Source organism: Selenomonas sp. oral taxon 892 str. F0426, assembly GCF_000468035.1.
In the GTDB taxonomy this organism is placed as follows: Bacteria; Bacillota; Negativicutes; order Selenomonadales; family Selenomonadaceae; genus Centipeda.
Window position 1 is genome coordinate 18154 of record NZ_KI260518.1, and the last position, 3913, is coordinate 22066.

General features: G+C 50.8%; 5 protein-coding genes. 4 read left to right on the forward strand and 1 reads right to left on the reverse strand.

Going from position 1 to position 3913, the window contains the following annotated elements:
- The 4 genes from HMPREF1992_RS11680 to HMPREF1992_RS00845 form a co-directional block, all read left to right on the forward strand.
- A partial coding sequence (locus HMPREF1992_RS11680) for a zinc ribbon domain-containing protein (protein ID WP_021683905.1) occupies positions 1-611 on the forward strand: 611 nt, incomplete at its 5' end.
- 150 nt (positions 612-761) lie between these two features.
- Positions 762-1838, forward strand: coding sequence for an IS30 family transposase (locus HMPREF1992_RS00835; RefSeq protein ID WP_037345875.1), 1077 nt, complete (start codon positions 762-764; stop codon positions 1836-1838).
- A gap of 148 nt (positions 1839-1986) precedes the next feature.
- A complete protein-coding gene (locus HMPREF1992_RS00840) occupies positions 1987-2358 on the forward strand; it encodes a cupin domain-containing protein (protein WP_009438478.1) in 372 nt (123 codons plus the stop codon).
- 27 nt (positions 2359-2385) lie between these two features.
- Positions 2386-2613: a hypothetical protein gene (locus tag HMPREF1992_RS00845; RefSeq protein ID WP_009438430.1), complete on the forward strand. Its 228-nt coding sequence runs from the start codon at positions 2386-2388 to the stop codon at positions 2611-2613.
- Positions 2614-2792: 179 nt separating this feature from the next.
- On the opposite strand, the gene HMPREF1992_RS00850 is transcribed toward HMPREF1992_RS00845, so the two are convergent.
- A complete protein-coding gene (locus HMPREF1992_RS00850) occupies positions 2793-3791 on the reverse strand; it encodes an IS5 family transposase (RefSeq protein WP_009440324.1) in 999 nt (332 codons plus the stop codon).
- Positions 3792-3913: the final 122 nt, after the last annotated feature.

Below are 3913 nucleotides of genomic sequence, written 5' to 3' on the forward strand. Positions count from 1 at the left end.
GCGGCTGCTGCGGCGGTTACTACGGTGCGAAGGTATGGCACTCCACGGACAAGTACCGCAGGGTGATCTACCGCTGCAACAAGAAATATGCCCACAAGGGCAAGCCGTGCAGTACGAGGCACTTGACGGAGGAGGAAATCAAACAGATTTTCGTGAAAGCACTGAACTCCTTGATGGAAGTCAAAGAGAACGTGATTGCAGAACTTCGCGCTCTGATTGATAGCGTTTGCCAAACAGGGGAGCTTGTCGAGGAACACGGTAGAGTAGAGCAAGAACTCACTCTTTTGACAGAACGGCTTGAAAAACTGATTCGCGAGAATGCACGCGTGGCACAGGATCAGACGACGTATCTGAAACAGGAGAATGAGATTCGCGCTCTCTATCTGGAAAAGCAGGGAGCTTTGGAGAAGCTAGACAAGCAAATTGCCGAGAGGGAGAGTAAGAGAAATATCCTAGAGGGCATGATTCAAGTGGTATGTGGTATCAACGGGGAGCAGGTTGCATTCGATGAGGAGCTATGGGGCGGGCTGCTTGATCACATCGTGGTCAAAGAGGATGGCGCGGTAGTTGTTGTTTTCAAGGGTGGGATTGAGACTGCAATTGAGGGATGAAGATATAAATTCAAGAGATCACCTTTCACGCAAAAGATTCCATCGGTTCGTTGTAAAATGAAGTTGAACAGCTAAACAAAAACAAAATCCATAGTGACATCCCGTGCTATAATGGTTCCGCTACAAAACATCAGCAAAGGAGCAATCACTATGGATTACGCCTATTCTACCACAACGGAGGCCATTCGTAAATCGGGAAAGCACCTTACCCTTGATGAAAGAGGGCAAATACAGGCACTCCACCGTGAGGGATTCTCGCTTCGCGCCATAGCCGCACGGATTGGATGCTCGCATACAACGATCCACTATGAGATTACACGTGGGACGCCTGAACGCCGATCTGCTCGCGGGCGGTCTCCACAATATACGGCAAGGCGTGGGCAACGGGCTTACCTCGAACATCGAAAGAACTCCAAACGACCGTATAAGGTTGACAGCGCAGGCTGTGCGCCATTCCTGCGTTGGATGACCGAAAGAATCCGTAAGAACAAGTGGTCGATCGACATGTGCGTCGGGGATGCTAGGGCGAACAAACGGTTCGACGAGGATGGTATCCCTTGCACCAAGACGCTTGACAATATGCTGTGGGCGGGTAGGATTCCGCTGACGCTGTTCGATGTCCCGCAAGCGCTCGGACGAAAGTGCAAGCGCAAGCGAAACCGCAAGAACAAGCGCCTGAAAGGGCGTAGTATAGAGGAGCGTTCTGCCCTTGTGGACGAAGGCACGGAAATCGGACACTGGGAAGCCGACACCGTTGTCGGATCGCGGAAAGGGCGCGGCGCAGCCGTATTTACCGCTGTGGAAAAGGTGACGCACGACTACATCGCAATCCGCATCTCGGGTCGCACGTGCGCCGGCATTGAAGAAGCCATCGCCCATTTGAAATCGGAATATGGAGAGGACCGTTTCAGCCAAGTGTTCAAGACGATTACCGTTGACAACGGGACAGAGTTCGAGACGTTCACGCAGCTTGAGAGCCTCGGCACGAAGGTGTACTTCGCTCACCCCTACAGCTCATGGGAACGCCCGCAGAACGAGCGTCACAACGGCATCCTCCGCCAATATATCCCCAAAGGAACGGGCATCGATGGATACAGTGACGAGGACATCCTAAACATAGCGGATGAGATAAACAGCCGCCCTCGCCGAGTTTTCGGCTATCAAACACCGGCAGAACTGTTTAACACCTTCTTGGATGAAGTATACGCTATTGAAAACGTTTCTTAATTAAATCACTGTTCAACTTGCTCTTGCAATTCACGCGGATGATCTATATAATGATTGGAACGACTACGGCGAAGGATATGACGATGATTACTTTGACTGAGCGCCCTAAAACGATATAAAATACGAAGTTCCGAAAGGAGCAAACATCATGGCAAATGAAATCACAAACGATTTTGCAACGCGCCGTTTTCGCGTGGCAGATGTGGCAAAGGCGGGCAATGTCGCAACGCGCACGCCAATCTACAGCACGGAGTCAACGAGCGGCGTCGTCTGGGTCATAAAGCCCGGGCAGATGATTCAGCCGCACGGTCACGCCAATGCAGATGATATATGGATCTGCATTGAGGGAGAGGGCGTCTTTTACCCTGCCCCCGGAGAGGAGCACCCCATCGCGAAGGGCGATGTCATCGTCTCAGCGAAGGGCATGTGCCACGGGATGAAAAATACAGGCGCGAAGGACTTTGTCTTTGTCGGCATCCTCGCCCCCGTCCCTGCGGATTATTTCCCCATCGAGCCGTAAAGTGTCTGTAGGCAGTAGGAGCCCATCATGAAACGAATCCTGCCTCGCATCCTCACTGCCACAGCGCTCGTCTGCACCTCTTTTCTCTCTGGCTGCTCGTTCATACTGGCAACGGAAAACAGCGCCCCTTATACGCCCGATGACGTAATCGCGATGGTGGAGAAAGAATTCGCTGCCTGTCATCCTCACATCGTCCTGCAAGAGATGCAAATTGAAAAAGAAAAGCGTGAATTGCAAGAGCAAGTTGAACAGTGATTTAATTAAGAAACATTTTCAAGGAATCACTGATAAATAGTGGATAATCACAGCCAGCTGATCCGCAGACACAAATTTCACAAATTGCAATACAAAAGAGCGTGCAATACTGCTCTCATTGCCCCTTTTTCTTCCCCGAATCGCCCGTTTCACCGGGAAATTTGGGAAAAAGGGCGCACTTATCCCATTGTCATGCAGAACGCCCTCTGCATTCCTGCCCTCAAGCACATGACGAGGTTCGCCGATGCAAAGAGCAGATAGTAACGGAGCAGGTTCTTCTTGATGCCACGATACCTTGTCCTGCCCGCTTGGAACAGCCGCTTCACAATGAGGAACGGATGCTCCACCTTGCAGCGGATGGAAGTTTTCTCGTGTTCGATCTTCTTGTCCCAGTTGACTCCTGCATACGCCTTTGTTGTGCGGTTCTGTGAAGGTCTTTTTGCAATACGGTGATCCACGCTCGATAGATGAGGATCTTCAAGGATTTCTGCGCGCTTTTCCACGCCGAGATACCCAGAGTCCCCATAGACGCTGTGGTCATCCGCTCGGATCAATGCGTGCGCCTGCACGATGTCATGCACGTTGGCTGCTGTCCCTGTGATTGTATGAACGTAGCCTGTTGCCGCATCCGTACCGGAATGAATCTTCATGCCGAAGAACCATTGATTCCCTTTCCTGACGGAGTGCATTTCAGGGTCGCGGGTCTTCGTGGCGTTCTTGGTCGAGCTTGGTGCATGAATGATGGTGGCGTCAACGATTGTACCGCCGTGCATGATGAGTCCTGCGGCGTCCAGCCGCTCTTTCACGTCATCGAACATCTTGCGGGTGATGTCATGCTTTTCCAGCAGGTGTCGAAACTGCAGGAGTGTCGTAGCATCCGGTGTCCGTTCGATGGAGAAGTCGATCTTCAGGAAGCGCTTCATGGCATAGCTGTCATAGATTGCATCCTCGATTCCCTCGTCCGAGAGACCGAACCAGTTCTGCATGAGATACATGCGCAGCATCGTTTCGAGCGGGATTAACTTTCTGCCACGCTCTTTCTGGACGTAGAACGGCGCAATGAGTTCCATCCATTCTTTCCAAGGGATGATGGATTCCATGGCATCCAGGAAGGCTTCACGCTTTGTTGTTCTGTTACGGTTTGCGTATTCCATGTCTGTAAATGTTTGCTGCACCATTTTTGTCTCTCCCTCATCGTTTATTGTCTTTCTCTATTGTAATCTTTCGAGGTAAAGTTGCGCAACATAAGAATTTATCAGTGTTTCCTTAGAAAAACTATAATTTCATATTGACTTTTTTC

Bases quoted from the DNA above. Each gene is read 5' to 3' on its own strand.
- HMPREF1992_RS00835 (WP_037345875.1), top strand. From the start codon at position 762: ATGGATTACGCCTATTCTACCACAACGGAGGCCATTCGTAAATCGGGA.
- HMPREF1992_RS00840 (WP_009438478.1), top strand. From the start codon at position 1,987: ATGGCAAATGAAATCACAAACGATTTTGCAACGCGCCGTTTTCGCGTG.
- HMPREF1992_RS00845 (WP_009438430.1), top strand. From the start codon at position 2,386: ATGAAACGAATCCTGCCTCGCATCCTCACTGCCACAGCGCTCGTCTGC.
- HMPREF1992_RS00850 (WP_009440324.1), bottom strand. From the start codon at position 3,791: ATGGTGCAGCAAACATTTACAGACATGGAATACGCAAACCGTAACAGA.